The following is a 17259-nucleotide window of genomic DNA, read 5'->3' on the forward strand; positions in this document are numbered from 1 at the left end:
ACGAAAGGAAATATAATGACGGGAAGAATATTCGATATACAGAGATTTTCCATTCATGACGGACCCGGCATACGTACCATTGTGTTTCTGAAGGGATGTTATTTAAGATGCAGATGGTGCTGTAATCCGGAATCTCAGGAATATGGGATTGAGACCATGATGGTGGACGGAAAGCCAAAGGTTATTGGAAAAGATGTAACCGTAGAAGAAGTAATGGAAGAGGTTATGAAGGACCTTCCTTATTACAGAAGATCCGGTGGAGGGCTTACCCTTTCCGGAGGCGAAGCTCTCTGTCAGCCGGACTTTGCGGTGGAATTGCTGAAAACGGCAAGGGAATATGGTATAAATACAGCTATGGAAAGTACAGGTTATTCCGAGTTCTCTGTAATCGAGAGATACCTGCCCTGGCTGGATGTCTATCTGATGGACATAAAACATATGGATTCGGTTAAACATGAAGAATATACCGGAAGACCCAATGATCTGATACTTGAAAATGCCAGAAAGCTAGCGGAAAAGAGTAAAGCTAGAGAAGGGACCCGCCTGGTTATCCGTATACCGGTAATCCCGGAATTTAATGCGACAGTCAAGGAAATAAGTGAAATAGCAGAGTTTGCAAAATCACTTCCGGGAGTTACTGATTTACACCTGCTGCCCTATCATAGATTAGGTCAGGATAAGTATACCGGACTTGGCAGGGTATATAAGATGCAGCATGCTGAGCCTTTAAGTAACGAAACCATGGAGGAACTGCTCCAGGCTGCATTAAAAACAGGTCTTAATTGTCAGATTGGCGGATAAGGGAGGAGAAGCAGATGAATTTTCAGGATATGATATCCAATGACAATAAAATGAGAATCATTCAGGAAATCGTTCCCGGCAAACAGATTACACTGGCGCATATTATTGCAGGACCGGATCAGGTTCTGTACAAAAAGCTGGGTCTGAATCCTGAAATAGATTATCAGAAAGCAGCTATAGGTATTCTTACTGTATCTCCCAGTGAAACAGCTATAATAGCAGGAGATATTGCGATTAAGACCTCTGGTGTGGAGCTGGGGTTTGTTGATCGTTTCAGCGGTACTCTGATTGTGACTGGAAGTGTTTCGGAAGTAGAGGCTTCTCTGAAAGCGATACTGGATTATGCGGTGGAGAAATTAAATTTTTCCGTATGTGAGCTTACCAGAACATGAAAAAGCTGATATTGATCGGAAGAAGCGAAAGTGGTAAAACAACTCTTACCCAGGCGTTAAAGGGTGAGAAGCTTCAATATGCCAAAACTCAGGCAACAGATTATATGGATATGCTGATTGATACACCCGGTGAATATGCTCAGACAAAATCTCTTGCAAGTGCACTGGCGCTCTACGCTTATGAAGCAGACGTAGTCGGGCTGCTGCTCGGTGCTACTGAGGATTATTCCCTGTTCAGTCCCAACATAACCAGCCTTGTTAACAGAGAAGTAATAGGTATCGTGACTCAAATAGACAAATGGGAGGCTAACTGTGCCAGAGCGGGAGAATGGTTAAAACTGGCAGGCTGTCAACGGATTTTCTATGTAAGCGCAGTTACCGGTGAAGGACTTGCGGAACTAAGGCAATATCTTATGCAATAGGATTTTAATATTTTTGAGAAATGCAGGAAACTCCGGGGTATAGATAAAAACCCAGGAGTTTTTTTAAGAATGTTTGCGCTTTTTCCCTTTATTTACTATAATAGAAGATGAGTAATTTTTTTAATATGATTTGTAATAAAAAATTTAATTCAATTCATGAGGTAGATTTATATGTACTTGAGTAATATTACTGATATCGACCACAGCTTTCTGAATGAAATGCTGAAGCTCAGTTACAGCCATAATAATCTGGGATTTGGCTTTCCCCGCGGAGATCTAAAGGATGTGGAAAATGAAATGAATGAAAACAATCAAAAGATAAATGATTGTTTTTATTTGATAAAAGACAGGGATGAGAATCTAGGTATTATCGGATTTATGGAAATTGATGTACAAAGAGGAATAATCATTGGCCCTGTTATGAAAAACAAGTATTATACATATGAAAATATACTCGAGAGTATAAACCAGCTTAGATATATGTATAAATATAAAGAGAAACTTATCTCCTTTGATGTATTAAAGGAAAATACACTGCTCTGTAAGGTATTAGAAGAAAATGGTTTCAAACTATCTTCCTCTCATATATCCATGAAGATGAAGCTGTATCAAAATAAGCCTTATACTATGAAACTGGATAAAGTTATTTGTTCTGCATCAAGAGAAGCTACAGATATACTTCTTCAAATTGACAAACTCTTTAAAGAAACACTGGTGGATTGGGTGGAAGAAGATGTTGATAGTTTGTATGAATATCTTGAACAGGGATATGATATGGCTTATTTATTGCATGATGATAATGTAGCTGGCGCTATAATATGGATATGGTTTGAGGAACTTGGATATGGGCGAATTGAGTATATCGCGGTAGCGAAATCAGAGCAAAAGAAAGGTTATGGAAGTGAACTCCTGGATTTTATACTTTCCAAACTATCAAGAACTTTGAAAAGGGAGCACTTGAATTACTTTTATCTGGATTTGGATGCAAGAAATGAAAAGGCATATAATTTATATCGAAAAAAAGGTTTTGAATTTGATTATTCAGACAATGTCTACCGGTCTTATTAAATAAAGAGGTCATATTTAAGAAATCTATTATAAAGAAGTGAAAGAAATGCATATGTTAAGATTTTTATTTTAGAAAGGTGATTTATTATGAATACTATTTCATTGGGAATTTTAATTCCTTTTATAGGAACAACTCTGGGTTCAGCCTTTGTGTTCCTGCTTAAGAATCGAATCAATCCATTGGTTCAAAAAATACTCCTGGGATTTGCTTCAGGTGTAATGGTGGCTGCTTCTGTTTGGTCGCTGCTAATTCCGGCAATTGACATGTCAGAGGATATGGGAAAACTATCATTTGTGCCGGCAATAACAGGATTTGGATTAGGTATTGCCTTTTTACTGATATTAGATAAAATTGTTCCCCATTTGCACCTTGACAGGGAAGAGCCAGAGGGAATCAGTACAACCTTTAAGAAAACCACTATGCTGGTGCTGGCTGTAACCCTTCATAATATTCCGGAGGGAATGGCAGTAGGTGTGGTATTTGCGGGATTGATGCAGGGAAATACTGACATTACCTTTGCCGGAGCTATGGCATTGGCAATCGGTATCGCTATTCAGAATGTTCCGGAAGGAGCGATCATTTCCCTTCCGCTTAAGAGTGAAGGAACCAGCAGGGGAAAAGCATTCCTATATGGTATGTCCTCTGGTATTGTAGAACCTATTGCTGCCTTGATAACAATTCTCCTGACGGGTCTGGTAGTTCCTGTGCTGCCTTATTTACTATCCTTTGCAGCAGGGGCAATGATTTATGTGGTGGTTGAAGAATTGATACCGGAAGCTTCGGAAGGAGAGCATTCCAATATCGGTACCATTGGTTTTGCTATAGGGTTTATGATCATGATGACCTTAGATGTTGCTTTAGGTTAATATTTTTTGGGAAGGAAGTGGGCATCATTCACCAGGAACTGTTAGATAAATTAAAAGAAATAACAGAAGAAGAACAGAATATCTTATCCGGAAACAGTACGGTAGCTAGAGATCTGTATACCAGTGAAAAGGATTTTGTCATTGACAGTAAGAAGATGCTTGCCAAAGGCAAACTCATCGATGTCAGGACACATACCCGGTTTGTACATTTTCCGAAGCATAAACATAATTATATCGAAATTATCTATATGGTAAGCGGCAGTACTACCCACATTATCAATGACAACAGTAAGGTGGTTCTAAATCAGGGAGATATGCTGTTTCTGAATCAGAATGCATACCAGGAAATACTCCCTGCAGGTTTAGAGGATATTGCCATTAACTTCATAGTTCTCACAGAATTCTTTGATGTAGCTTTTCAGATGCTGGATGGAGAGAATCTGCTGAAGAATTTTCTGGTGGACTCTCTGAGACAGGACAATAAAACCGCAGGTTATATGTACTTTAAGGTAGCAGATGTCCTGCCGGTTCAGAATCTTATTGAAAATATGATATGGTCTATATTAAATGAGCAGGTCAACAAGAGAAAGATTAATCAGACTACCATGGGGTTATTATTCCTTCAGCTCTTAAATTACACGGATAAAATTGAGCAGGTGGAGGATGATCCATATGATAATTATCTTACATTATCAGTATTACGCCATATAGAAGAAAATTATCGGGACAGCAATCTGACAGTACTGGCAAAGGACTTAAATCAACCGATATATCTGCTTAGCAGACTTGTCAAACGGAGTACAGGTTATACCTATAAAGAACTTTTGCAGCGTAAACGTTTTCAGAAAGCAGTAGAGTTGCTTGGAAACACGACGCTTTCGGTTAATGATATCATATCAGCAGTTGGATATGACAATACCAGCTATTTTCATAAGATATTCAGAGAAAAATATAATATGTCACCCAGGCAATACCGAACTATGAAGCAGCAGGAACAGTGATGCAGCAGGAATCATGAAGTGGCAGGAATCATGAAACGACAGGAATCATGAACAGCGGAAAAAAGAATATAAGAAAGATTGGGGAAAGAAAAAGTGGACAGTCAGGTACTTAAAAATATCTATATTTGTTACCCGAAAGGAAAACATAAAGTTTTAACCATGAGTTATGATGACGGAAAATTAGAGGACCGAAAGCTTATATCAATATTTAACCGTTATGGTATCAAAGGTTCTTTTCATTTGAATTCAGGACTGGATGGAGAACAATACATTCCTTCATCAGAGTACATAGAACTTTACCGAGGTCACGAGGTATCAGCACATACCAGTACTCATCCGACCATTTCCCGTTCTCCAATAGAGCAGGTTGCCTTACAGGTACTAAAGGACAGGAAGGAATTAGAGGAAATAATGGGCTATCCGGTCAGAGGATTATCATATCCCAATGGCTCCTATTCAGAACCAATAAAAAAGCTTCTGCCTTCAATGGGAATTCGTTACGCTAGAATTGTCGGAAATTCAGATGGTTTTGCACTACCTTCTGATTACTACGAGTGGAAAGCTACCTGTCACCATAATCATAATCTGCTTCAGCTTGGTAAGGAATTCTGTGGTCTCTTTAAGACACAATACCTTTATATGATGTATGTATGGGGGCACAGTTATGAGTTTACAATTGATAACAACTGGGAACTGATGGAAGAATTCTGCGAACTGGTGGGGGGCAGAGAGGATATATGGTATGCTACCAATATAGAAATAGTGGATTACATGGAGGCAGCTGACAGGCTTCGTTTTACAGTAGGCGGAGATAAGGTATATAATCCTTCCTATGATTCTGTCTGGATTAGTGTAAACGGCAAAGTACTGGAAATTAAAGGTGGTACAAGTGTGACACTAGACATCTAGTTAAACGAGTAAAAAGAAGACTGGATCTACAGGAGAAGCTTTTGTGATTTTGGTATTATTGATTTCCTGATATACTGTTATGTGAAAAAACAGACAAGTGTTGAATTGTCTGTTTTTTTATTGTGCGCCTGGCGGCGCACGTTTCTAATGGGTGAAAGTCCCTAGTCTGCCCTAGTAGTGGGAAAGACACAGCCAAGACCAAGGGTGTCGTGGGTGACTGCGAATCTGAAGGAAGGTGGAGGCAAATCTCTGGTCTGACGAACAGAAATCACATCAGGCTACAGTTAAGGATAAGACTGCAATACAAGTTAAAGTCCAATAACTACTCGGAATTAACTGTAGTAAATGTGGCAGATGGATGGAGAGAAAGAAACGTGTGGTACCCAGGGAGATCTCGTCAGCAAGTGAAAACAGAGTATGAAACTTGTAGTAACAACGAATGACGAGAAGTCAGCCGAGGTCATAGTACCATTTCAGTTGCAAATGATATGGGAAGGACTGAACTTTAGGAGGTACAAGCAATGAAAGTAACTGATAGTAGATTTAAGAACAGACAACTTCATATGGAAGACTATCTGCAAATGGTATCTGCGGAACAGAAAGAGGATGCAGAAGTGTTCGACTACGGGAAGATTACTGAAAAGAGCGGTATCATCACAAACTATTGGATGAATAATCTCTTGGAATTGATTTTGCGAAAAGATAACCTCAACAAGGCATATAAGCGAGTGAAATCAAATAAAGGAGCAGGTGGAACGGATGGAATGCAGGTGGATGAACTTCTGCCCTACTTAAAGGAAAACCAAGACACCTTAATTCAAGAGATAAAGGGAGGCAGATTTAAGCCAAACCCAGTTCGAAGGGTAGAAATACCAAAAGAAACAAAAGGCGAGTTCAGAAAGCTTGGAGTTCCAACCGTGGTTGACCGAGTTATCCAACAAGCAATCATACAAGAACTAACGCCTATCTACGAGGAGCAGTTCTCAGAAAACAGTTTTGGTTTTCAGCCGAAAAAAGGTGCACATGATGCACTGAAACAATGCCAAAAGAATGTAAACGAAGGCTACGTATATGTGGTTGATATGGATTTGGAAAAGTTCTTTGATACCGTATGCCAGAGTAAGCTGATTGAGGTATTGGGAAGAACCATCAAAGATGGCAGAGTTATCTCTTTGATACATAAATACCTCAATGCTGGAGTGATAACAAAAGGGGTGTTTGAGAAAACAGAGGTCGGCATGCCACAAGGTGGACCATTAAGTCCATTGCTAAGTAATATCATGCTAAATGAGTTGGACAAGGAACTTGAAAGCAGAGGACATAGGTTTGTCCGATACGCAGATGATTGCATGATTTTCTGTAAAAGCAAAAAGAGTGCAGAAAGAACCTTGGAAAACATCATACCATTCATTGAGAAAAGGCTATTTCTGAAAGTGAATAGGAAGAAAACGCAAGTCGCGCACATCAGTAAAGTTAAATATCTTGGATATACATTCTATAGATATAGAGGTAAATGCAGATTTAGAGTACATCCGAAATCCGTAACAAAGATGAAAGACGCAATACGAAATCTGACAGACCGAAACAATGGCATGAGCAACACAGCGAGAGAAGATAAATACCAACAGTTTGTGAGAGGATGGATAGAGTACTTTAAACTCGCAGATATGAAGAATCTTCTAAAAGGCATAGATGAATGGGCTAGACGCAGAATACGAGCGGTCTATTGGAAACAGTGGAAGAAAATCAAGACAAAGTACAGAATGCTTAGAGCCATAGGATGTGAGCATTGGAGAGCCAAAGAACTTGCCTGTAGTAGAAAAGGGTACTGGCGCATGGCGCAAGTGCTGAACCAGATATTTTCTAATAAAATAATAGCCAAGCTAGGATATACATCCATGCTTGACTATTATCTGATAGTTTATGAAAACTAAAGAACCGCCGTATACGGAACCGTACGTACGGTGGTGTGGGAGGTCGGTAGATAAAATAATTATCTACCTCCTACCCGATTACAAGAATAGGATAAGTCACTGGGGTAACTTTATAAATTAGCTAAGTCAGAAAAATCATTTAACGAGTCTATGGGTAATAAGAAATTTATTAAATACATTCGGCTAATATGGACAAGCTAAAAGAAAGTAAAAAAATAAAGTAAATGGCTAAAAAAGTAAATTAGGATTTTTAACCATTTAATAAACAGATGAAAAACGAGAAAAAACGACATATTAAATACTTTGAAATGATTTACGTAAGTCATTATGCACAATGAAACAGAGGGATATTTAGCCAAACTGACAAAATGTATAATATGTATTGAAGTAATAAGGATTATATAGTAATATTAACATATAAGTTAGAAAATAATTATTCAGGGTAAATGAAAGTAAAAAAAGATTAAATAACTTAAATTAATATAATTAATAGATAAAATTTAACTATAAAAAATGAGGTATGCTAAAGAAAAAAAGTAAAAACATAATACTAATTTCAAAAATTAACTAGATAAATTCTAATGACAGGAAATTGAAATCGATAATAAGGACTAGAATTAAGAGACACAATTCTACCAACAAAAATTAAATGGCACATTTCTAAAGACAAAAATCAAGGACATAAATTTAAGTCAAATCAAGGACATAAATCAAGGACATAAATCAAACGACAAAATCAAGGACAAAATCTAAGGACAAAATCAAGAGTAAAATAAACAACAAAATCAATAGACATTTCTAAGACAAAAATCAAGGACAAAAATCTAAGGGCAAAATCAAGAGCATAAATCAAACTGCAAAATCAAGAGACACAATTCTAAGACAAAAATCAAGGGCATAATTCTACCTGCAAAATCAAACGACGTAATTCTAAGACAAAAATCAAGGACAAAAATCTAAGGACAAAATCAAGAGCATAAATCAAATTGCAAAATCAAGAGACACAATTCTAGGACAAAAATCAAGGGCATAATTCTAAGACAAAATCAAGAGCATAATTCTACCGACCAAAAATTAAGAGACTCAATTTTAACTAAAAAGCAAGAACATAATTGTAATAAAAATCGACTGGCACAATCCTATGACAAAATTATAGCAACAACTCCATCAATGAAAATTCATACAATAAAAATCAAAGTTTGAACCTTAAAAGGTAAGACTAAGACAAACCAGCAAAATGCCTTTAAAATGATATGTTAGTTTTAGGCTTGAGGAGTGAATTATGAAAAAGAGAAAGAAGGCTGTATTTTTAATCACCGCAGCTGTTTTGGCCGTTATGGCCACAGGGTGCACTGCTGATAGTAGTAATACTGCCGGAAAGAATGCGGAACAGAGAGATAAGGGGGAAACTGTTAGTACCTTTGTTCAGGAAACAGTGGGAGTTTACGAAGCAGAAGAGGCTGCCTGGAGCGGTAATGTTAAGGTGGTTTCCAATCCGATAATGGAGGGGTATTCGGGAAACGGATACATAGAGGGGTTTGAAGAGGATGCAGATACCTGTACCTTTACAGTTACCATCCAGAAAGATGGTTTTTATGATTTGAATTTCAGAAGTGCAAGTAAAGGCGGAGAAAAGCACAATTATGTTAGTGTAGATGGTGAACGGCTGGGAACAGTGTTTGTTGAAGCGGAAGATTTTACAGATGCTTATTTAACAAGGGTATATCTGGCGGCAGGAGAACATAGAATCAGTCTTTCAAAATATTGGGGTTATATATGGCTGGATTCTCTTGAAATTCTCACTGCAGAACCAATAGATTCCTCAATTTATAAGGTTAAGGCAGAACTGTCTGATAAGAATGCTTCAGAGGAAACTAAGAGGTTATATAGTTATTTATGTGATATTTATGGTAAAAAATTTCTCTCCGGACAGTTTTGTGATACAGGGCAGTTTGGAAAAGAATTTCAGATTATAAAAAAGGTTACCGGTAAGACACCGGCAGTACTGGGACTGGATTTTATTGAATATACACCTTCCAGAGCAGAAAATGGAAGCAAGGGTTATGCTACAGATTATGCAATGGATTTTTGGGAGACCGGAGGTATCGTTACTTTCTGCTGGCACTGGAACGCACCCTCAAAATATCTGACAGGAGAATGGTACCGGGGATTTTATGCGGATTCCACTGATATTAATCTGGAAAAGATTATGAATGGAGAGGATACCCAGGGATATGAACTGCTGATGAAGGACATTGATGCTATTGCTGAACAGCTTTTAATATTAAAAGAAGCAGGAGTTCCGATTCTCTGGAGACCTCTCCATGAAGCGAGTGGTGGCTGGTTCTGGTGGGGAGCATCCGGACCGGAAGCTTATAAGAAGCTATACATTCTGCTTTACGAAAGACTTACAGGAGAATATGGACTGAATAATCTTATTTGGGTGTGGAACGGACAGGATGCAGAGTGGTATCCAGGGGATGAATATGTAGATATAATCGGTGAGGATATCTACCCTGGAGAGAAAGTCTATACCTCACAGATATCTTCCTATCTGAATGCAGTGAAGAATTATAGCAAGGAGAGGAAGATGGTATATCTTACGGAAAATGGATGTCTTTTTGATCCGGATCTTGCAAGGCGGGATGGAGCAATGTGGGGCATGTGGTGTACCTGGCAAGGCGAATTTGTTGCAAAAAATACTGCGATTTTCACCTTAAGCGAGCAGTATACAGAGGAGTCAATAATTAAAAAGGTATATGAAGATAAAGATGTTCTGTCCAAAGATGATCTGCCTGACTTAAGTACATATGAAATCCGCAGTAGCGACAGTGGTAAAGGGGAAAAATAACAGCCGGGGGCGGCGGAAGGAGTAGTAAATATGATATCCAGGGCAACCTGTAAAAGAATCATGGCACTATTTTTAACAGTTGTAGTCTTACTGCCTCTGTTTCTAATAGGAGAAGTAAAGAGCTTTGCAAAGACAGAGATGACAATGGACGAATTTGATGATGTTATCAGTACCTATAATATTGATACTTCCATACCCTCCTATAAGGTCTATATGGAGGAGCATGAAGAGGCTCATAGACCTGACCGGACAATCGAGGTTATGGCAGAAAATTATGTAAGATATGAAGAGAACAATAAAATTGCTGAACCTGAAATACACAAGAATTATGAAGGCATGGAAGGTGCCAGTGTTCTTACGGGGGAGGATTCCCTTATAGAGTTTGAGGCAGAGGTAGCGGAAACCGGATTATATAATCTCTCTGTAGTTTATTACCCGGTAGAGGGCAAGAACTCAGACATAGAACGCAGCATATTTATCGACGGAAAGCTTCCCTTTGAGGAAATGGCCTTACTTTCCTTCCCCAGAGTATGGAGCACCTATGTAAAAGATTCTTCTATAAATGAAGCTGGTGTTACTATAAAAAATTGGGAGAAGGATAATCAGGGGAATGATGTAAAACCACAAAGTATTGAGGTACCGGAATGGCAGAGCAGATATTTGTATGACAGTAACGGCTATATAACAGAAGCCTTATCCATTTACCTTGAAAAGGGCAGTCATACAATTTCTGTGATTTCTTTAAAGGAGCCTATGTTAATCCGTAAATTGGTACTTAATAATGAAGGTATCACAAAATCCTATGAGGATATAAAAGCTGAATGGGATTCTAAGGGCGGTAAGGATACAAGTGATACCAATATACGGATAGAAGCTGAATATGCCACAAAGACATCATCACAGATGCTCTACCCAAAACAGGATCAGTCATCCCCTGCGGTTTCTCCCTCCAGTTCCAAAGAACTGCTTAACAATACCATTGGCGGGAATTCCTGGAGGCTAGTGGGGCAATGGATTGAATGGGAGTTTACAGTTCCGAAGAGCGGGTATTATTACATATCCCTGTATGATAAACAGAGTCTTTCCAGAGGTGTTCATGTTTCCAGGCGTATTACCATAGATGGAGCTGTTCCCTTTCAGGAAATGTCCGCTTATGCTTTTGATTACAGCCAGGATTGGAGAGAAGATGTGCTGTCTGATAAAGAGAATAAGGCTTATCGCTTCTATCTGTCAGAAGGACAGCATAGTCTTCGGATGGAAGTCGTATTGGGTGAATTTTCGGAGGTCGTGGGTCTTGTCAGGGATTCTGTACAGCAGCTTAACAGCATATACAGACAGGTGATAAAGGTAATTGGTGTTAAACCGGATACCTATCGTGATTATCAGCTGTCAGCAGTTCTGCCGGAGTTGAAGGGCAAGCTTACAGCGGCAAGGGATACGCTGAACCAGGCAATTGACGAGCTTTCAAAAGTAGCAGGAAAAAATACGGATAAGAAAGCCGTACTTTTGACCATGCGGGACCAGCTGGATAAGCTCATTGAAGACGAAGAATATTTTGTAAGAGTTATTACAGCTTATAAGATAAATGTAAGAGCCTTGGGCAATTGGATAACTCAGGCGATTAATCAGCCCCTGCAGGTAGACCGTATCAATATCTATTCACCAGATCAAAAAAATACCTACCACGGGGATTCCTTCCTTGATAAGGCTGCATTTGAAATAAAGCGGTTATTTTATTCCTTTATAGTTGATTACAACTCCATAGGAAGCGTAACTGATGATAAGGTGCAGGGAACCCAGTCCATTACCTTATGGATTGGTTCAGGACGTGATCAGGCCAATGTTATAAAGTCATTGATTGATGAAAGCTTTACCAATGAGTCGGGAATCAGTGTGAATGTACAGCTGGTGGATATGTCGACTCTGCTAAAGGCGACGCTGGTGGGAGAGGGGCCGGATGTAGCTATCCAGGTAGCAAATACCAACGGTGCTGCAGGAGCTGTGCTGAACACCGGAAATGATACACCGGTCAACTACGGAATCCGTAATGCAGTACTTGATCTTAAGCAGTTTAAGGATGCTGATGAAATCCTTTCAAGGTTCTTAGCTGCGGCAACTACTCAGTTTACTTATGAAGATGGTGTTTATGCTTTACCGGAGACCATCACTTATCCGGTTATGTTCTACCGGAAGGATATTTTGGCCGAGATTGGAATGAAAGTTCCTTCTACCTGGGAAGAGGTAAAGGTTGCAATGGCTGTCCTTGCCAAGAATCAGATGGAATTTGGTATGCTGCCTACGGAACAGATATTTGCATCAATGCTCTATCAGAATGGCGGGGCCTATTACACAGAGAATGGAGCGGCATCTGCGCTGGATTCTGACACAGCAGTAAATACCTTTAAGGATTTCTGCGAATATTATACGGATTATAAACTGGATAAGGAAACCAGCGTGGAAGAACGTTTCCGTACCGGTGAGTGTCCGATTATGATAGCGGATTACACCACCTACAATAATTTTGCAGTATCGGCGCCGGATATAGCAGGGCTCTGGAGCTTTACCCAGATACCCGGAACTGTAAAAGCGGATGGTACAGTGGATCATTCCGTAGCAAGCACTGGCCTTGCCAGTATGATTATGGCAGATACCGTAAATCCAGAGGCTAGCTGGGAATTCTTGAAATGGTGGACCAGTGAGGATACACAGACTCAGTATGGCCGTGAAATGGAGGGGCTGATGGGTTCTGCAGCGAGAGTTCCGACAGCCAATTATGAAGCCTTTTTAAATATGCCCTGGCCTGTGGATGATTTCGAGGCTTTACAGGAATCCATGAAATGGGTGAAAGGTATTCCCCAGGTACCTGGTGGTTATTATTCCTGGCGAAATGTTTACAATGCATTTTTTAAGGTGGTAACCAATACGGATACAGCTTTGCCAAGAGAAGAACTGATGGATAAGATCATCTATGTAAATGCGGAGATTACATACAAACGGGAAGAGCTTGAACTGGATGGCAAGAGAAAATAACGGAGGGAAAGAGATGACTGAACATAATAATAATTCCCAGGTAAATGTATCCCAGAAGGCTCTGGAAATAGCAAGAAAACAAGGAACTTTGAGATACCGGATTAAAAAGAGCAAAGCTTCTTATCTGATGCTGGCTCCCTACTTTATATTATTTTTCTTCTTTACTGTGCTTCCGGTGGTTATGAGTATTGCCTTTAGCTTTACATATTATAATATGCTGGAGCTGCCGGAATTCATAGGCTGGAAGAATTACATAAAGCTTTTCCTTGAGGATGATATATTCTTAAAATCCTTAAAGAATACACTAATACTGGCTGTAATCACCGGTCCAGTAAGTTATTTTCTTTGTCTTTTATTTGCATGGATAATTAATGAGTTCAAAGGCTGGCTGCGTGCTTTTCTGACCTTAATCTTTTATGCACCAAGTATCTGCGGTAATGCCTATGTGGTGTGGGCCTTGATTCTGTCAGGAGACCGGTACGGATATTTAAACGGTCTGCTTATGGATCTTGGTATTTTGGATCAGGCAATCGTATGGATGAAGACAGAAAAATATGTGCTTCCTTTCCTGATCGTGGTACAGCTTTGGTTAAGTCTTGGAACGGGCTTCCTGGCTTTTATAGCAGGTCTTCAGACCGTAGATAAATCTCTTTATGAAGCAGCAGCACTGGATGGGGTTAAAAATCGCTGGCAGGAGCTGTGGTATGTGACATTACCTGCCATGAAGCCTCAGCTTATGTTCGGTGCGGTAATGCAGATCACACAATCCTTTGCCATAGCAGACGTCTCCATACAGCTGGCAGGTAATCCTTCCGTTAACTACTCCGGAACTACAGTAGTTACCCATTTGCTTGATTATGGTACGGTACGTTTTGAGATGGGGTATGCCTCTGCAATTGCAACGGTACTGTTTCTTTTGATGATAGGTACGAACTTGCTGGTACAGAAGGGATTAAGGAGGGTAGGAGAATGATGAAGAAGCTGAAATTACGTTTATTCAGGCCAAGAGAAAAGCGGTTGAATCGCTCCATGGCAGGTAATTCCTTATTATTTTTCATTATGGCTGTCTGTGGTGTGGCAATGATGCTGCCGCTTATCATGGTAATCAACAATTTCTTAAAACCCTTGGATGAGTTATATCAATTTCCACCAAAAATATTTGTGAGGAACCCAACCCTGGTAAATATTTCTGACTTATTTACCTTAATGAATGATTCCTGGGTTCCATTCTCAAGATACATATTAAATACGGTTATTATCACAGGCGGAGGAATGCTTGGGCATGTAATTATTGCATCCCTGGCAGCCTATCCTCTTGCTAAGCATGATTTTCCGGGAAAGAATTTACTATTTCATCTGGTAGTGCTGTCTATGATGTTTTCCTGGACAGTAACCCAGACACCTCAGTATATGATCATTTCCTGGCTCCATATCAATAACAGCTACTGGGCATTGATTCTGCCTGCCTGTTCTTTCGGTATGGGCCTTTACCTGATGAAGCAGTTTATGGAACAGCTTCCGGATTCTCTTATGGAATCCGCCAGACTTGATGGTGCAAGCGAATGGCAGATTTATTGGAGGATCGTAATGCCGAATGTGAAGCCTGCCTGGCTTACGCTAGCTATCTTTCAGTTTCAGCAGATGTGGGGAAATACCGGCAGTACTTTCCTTCGAGATGAGAGTCTTAAGCCTCTGCAATTTGCCTTACAGCAGATTTCTGCAGGCGGAATGGCAAGAGCAGGAGCCGCGGCTGCAGTAACCTTTATAATTGCCGCAGTTCCCATAACATTTTTCCTTATATGTCAGAAGAATATCCTGGAAACTATGACATCATCCGGAATGAAAGATTAATAGGGGGTGTAAAGGATGAAACATATTAGAATATCACACAAGATCATATCCCTATGTCTGACTGTGCTCCTGCTTACGGTTTTTGCAGGAGAAGAAGTTAAGGCTTCCAAACTTCCCTATGATACCTATAATTACGATTACCGCGAATATGTCCATTTTACTCCGGCAGCCTTTGTTCCGGCTGGAACCATACGCGGGGAGCAGCTGACTTATCAGGGAGTGGCTGTGGGAAAGTTTCTAACACCCCAGGATATCTGCCAGACAAGCGATGGCAGGGTCTATGTGGCTGATACGGGGAATAACCGGATTGTTGTGTTGGATAAGGATATGAAAAAAGCTGTAAATGTTATAACGTCCTTTAATAACGGCGGAAAAGAGGATACCTTTAATCAACCCTATGGTGTCAGTGTTTCCGAAAAAGGACAGATATACATAGCAGATTCCCAAAACCGCCGGATCGTTGTGCTGAACCAGGATGGTACTTTGGTTAAGATTGTAGAGAATCCTCAGTCAGAGAGCTTAGAAGAAGGTTATGTCTTTATACCGCTAAAAATAACGGTTGATTATGCAGACAGAATCTATGTTATTGCTCAAAATATGTTCGAGGGCATTATGGTATTTGAAGCAGACGGTAATTTTTCAAGCTTCTTTGGTACCATAAAGGTTGAAATAAGTCTCTGGGAGAAATTCTGGAAGAGAATTGCAACAAAAGAAGAGCGTTCCAAGCAGCAGTTATATATACCCACAGAGTTTACCGGCATTGACATCGATCCGGAGGGGTTTGTATACGCATCCAATATCGACTCTACAGGTGTGCAGGGGGTTAGAAGATTAAATCCCAAAGGTGAAGATGTCATAAAAAAAGGTGCCAATAAAAATGTGGGAGGTGATCTTTGGATTGCCGGTTCTACAGATTATTCAGGACCTTCTCAGTTTACAGATGTAGTTTACAGGGATAATGGCATATATTCCTGCCTGGACCGTAAGAGAGGACGTATTATTACCTATGACCATGAAGGAAATCTGCTTTATATTTTTGGCGGCCTGGGCACTCAGGAAGGCACATTCTCCATGCCTGTGGCTGTGGAGGACATTGGAGGGAATCTTGCAGTCCTTGATGCCAATAGAGGAGAAATTATATGCTTTTCAGTAACGGAATACGGAAGGCTCATCGATGAAGCAGTAGCACTTCGTTTTGACGGCAACGAAGCAGAGGCTGTGGCTTTATGGCGCAGAGTGCTGGAACTTGATGAGAATAATGAACTTGCCAATACAGGTATCGGAAAAGCTTATCTTACGGCAGGGGATTATGACCTGGCAATGAAATATCTAAGACTTGGTATGAACCGTGACTACTATTCCATAGCCTATAAGCGATTTCGTAATAGTGTTCTGATAGATAATGCAAGTTATTTTCTTACTGGCATTGCAGTACTCATCGTTGGTTTAAAAGGCTTTAAATATGTAAGGAATAGAAAGAAGGGGGTTAACATAAATGGGTAAATATTTTTCAAAAGAAAAATGGAATTATATGTTTTACACCATTTCTCATCCCATGGACGGCTACTATTGGATTCGCCATGAAAATAGAGGAAGTGTTCCCCTTGCAATACTTATGGTAATCCTGTTTTCCGCTTGTTTTAGTGCAAACCGTTTACTTGCCAGTTTTGTGGTAAGTGATATAGATCCCAGATCCGTGGATAGTTATTACGAATTTTTAGGTGTCCTTGCCTTTTATGCCTTGATATGTGTCAGCAACTGGTCTGTGACATGTCTGATGAACGGTGAGGGCAGAATGAAGGATATAGCTATAGCAGTCGGCTACAGTACGGTACCCATGAGCACGGTGCTGGCTGCCGGTACCTTAATCAGCTGGTTCATTGCTGATGATGAACAGCCTTTCTATGTATTGCTCCTGGGGGGAGGAATTGCATTCGGTATCCTTTTAATGCTGATTGGTATTATGCAGGTACATAACTATTCTTTGGGAAAAACCTTAGGTACCTTATTTATCACCTTTTTAGCTATGCTGGTAATCATCTTTCTGCTGTTGCTGTTATCAAATCTTCTGGGCATGGTAGTGACATTTATTCGGAGTATCTACACAGAGATAATATTTAGAACTTAGGAGGC

Annotated in this window: 14 protein-coding genes; all 14 read left to right on the top strand. The window is 39.9% G+C overall.

Annotation, left to right across the window (positions count from 1 at the left end; translation table 11 throughout):
- The first annotated feature begins 15 nt into the window (after nt 1-15).
- The 14 genes from BR73_RS0114535 to BR73_RS0114600 all read left to right on the top strand — a co-directional run bounded on the left by BR73_RS0114535 (nt 16) and on the right by BR73_RS0114600 (nt 17254).
- A complete protein-coding gene (locus BR73_RS0114535; RefSeq protein ID WP_033166124.1) occupies nt 16-801 on the top strand; it encodes a glycyl-radical enzyme activating protein in 786 nt (261 codons plus the stop codon).
- A 14-nt stretch (nt 802-815) separates the two neighbouring features.
- Nucleotides 816-1193: a BMC domain-containing protein gene (locus BR73_RS0114540; protein ID WP_033166125.1), complete on the top strand. Its 378-nt coding sequence runs from the start codon at nt 816-818 to the stop codon at nt 1191-1193.
- Nucleotides 1190-1615, top strand: a complete 426-nt coding sequence (gene eutP / locus BR73_RS0114545) for a EutP/PduV family microcompartment system protein (protein ID WP_033166126.1) — start codon at nt 1190-1192, stop codon at nt 1613-1615. Before BR73_RS0114540 ends, eutP begins: the two co-directional genes overlap by 4 nt.
- Nucleotides 1616-1786: 171 nt before the next feature.
- Nucleotides 1787-2683: a GNAT family N-acetyltransferase gene (locus tag BR73_RS0114550; protein WP_033166127.1), complete on the top strand. Its 897-nt coding sequence runs from the start codon at nt 1787-1789 to the stop codon at nt 2681-2683.
- An 87-nt stretch (nt 2684-2770) separates the two neighbouring features.
- Nucleotides 2771-3550, top strand: a complete 780-nt coding sequence (locus tag BR73_RS0114555; protein WP_033166128.1) for a ZIP family metal transporter — start codon at nt 2771-2773, stop codon at nt 3548-3550.
- 17 nt (nt 3551-3567) lie between these two features.
- Nucleotides 3568-4551, top strand: a complete 984-nt coding sequence (locus BR73_RS0114560; protein ID WP_347463441.1) for an AraC family transcriptional regulator — start codon at nt 3568-3570, stop codon at nt 4549-4551.
- Nucleotides 4552-4629: 78 nt separating this feature from the next.
- Nucleotides 4630-5460, top strand: coding sequence for a polysaccharide deacetylase family protein (locus BR73_RS0114565; protein ID WP_278248530.1), 831 nt, complete (start codon nt 4630-4632; stop codon nt 5458-5460).
- Nucleotides 5461-5981: 521 nt separating this feature from the next.
- Nucleotides 5982-7394, top strand: a complete 1413-nt coding sequence (gene ltrA / locus BR73_RS0114570; RefSeq protein ID WP_033164413.1) for a group II intron reverse transcriptase/maturase — start codon at nt 5982-5984, stop codon at nt 7392-7394.
- A 1282-nt stretch (nt 7395-8676) separates the two neighbouring features.
- Nucleotides 8677-10245: a glycosyl hydrolase gene (locus tag BR73_RS0114575; RefSeq protein ID WP_051685214.1), complete on the top strand. Its 1569-nt coding sequence runs from the start codon at nt 8677-8679 to the stop codon at nt 10243-10245.
- Nucleotides 10246-10275: 30 nt separating this feature from the next.
- A complete protein-coding gene (locus tag BR73_RS0114580; RefSeq protein WP_033166129.1) occupies nt 10276-13275 on the top strand; it encodes an extracellular solute-binding protein in 3000 nt (999 codons plus the stop codon).
- 13 nt (nt 13276-13288) lie between these two features.
- Complete coding sequence (locus tag BR73_RS0114585; protein ID WP_033167467.1) at nt 13289-14248, top strand: sugar ABC transporter permease; 960 nt, start codon at nt 13289-13291, stop codon at nt 14246-14248.
- Nucleotides 14245-15126 carry a carbohydrate ABC transporter permease gene (locus BR73_RS0114590; protein WP_033166130.1) on the top strand — a complete coding sequence of 294 codons (882 nt, stop codon included), beginning with the start codon at nt 14245-14247 and terminating at the stop codon, nt 15124-15126. The genes BR73_RS0114585 and BR73_RS0114590 overlap by 4 nt, the downstream gene beginning before the upstream one ends.
- A gap of 15 nt (nt 15127-15141) precedes the next feature.
- Entirely contained in the window at nt 15142-16629 is a 1488-nt protein-coding gene (locus BR73_RS0114595) for a gluconolactonase (protein ID WP_033166131.1), read from the top strand.
- Nucleotides 16622-17254 carry a YIP1 family protein gene (locus tag BR73_RS0114600; RefSeq protein WP_033166132.1) on the top strand — a complete coding sequence of 211 codons (633 nt, stop codon included), beginning with the start codon at nt 16622-16624 and terminating at the stop codon, nt 17252-17254. The genes BR73_RS0114595 and BR73_RS0114600 overlap by 8 nt, the downstream gene beginning before the upstream one ends.
- The last annotated feature ends 5 nt before the right edge of the window (nt 17255-17259 follow it).

This window comes from Clostridium sp. KNHs205 (assembly GCF_000702945.1).
In the GTDB taxonomy this organism is placed as follows: Bacteria; Bacillota; Clostridia; order Lachnospirales; family Lachnospiraceae; genus Anaerocolumna.